Genomic DNA, 223 nt, shown 5'->3' with positions numbered 1-223 from the left:
GGGGCTATAGCTCAGCTGGGAGAGCGCTTGCATGGCATGCAAGAGGTCAACGGTTCGATCCCGTTTAGCTCCACCAATTTACAGTTCAATGCCGGGCCACACTGGCATTGAATCGGTCAGTACTCAGTACTGATCACTGTTAGAAGGGTTTGTGTCCCCTTCGTCTAGTGGCCTAGGACACCGCCCTTTCACGGCGGTAACAGGGGTTCGAGTCCCCTAGGGG

Annotated in this window: 1 tRNA gene; it reads left to right on the top strand. The window is 55.6% G+C overall.

Features of this window, described 5'->3' with window-relative positions:
- A tRNA-Ala gene (locus tag GHO41_RS29695) sits at positions 1 to 76 on the top strand.
- The last annotated feature ends 147 nt before the right edge of the window (positions 77 to 223 follow it).

The organism is Pseudomonas sp. FSL R10-0399 (genome assembly GCF_009600165.1).
GTDB lineage: Bacteria > Pseudomonadota > Gammaproteobacteria > Pseudomonadales > Pseudomonadaceae > Aquipseudomonas > Aquipseudomonas helleri.
The sequence above is the reverse complement of the archived record's forward strand: the minus strand, read 5'-3'. Positions and strand labels throughout refer to the sequence as shown.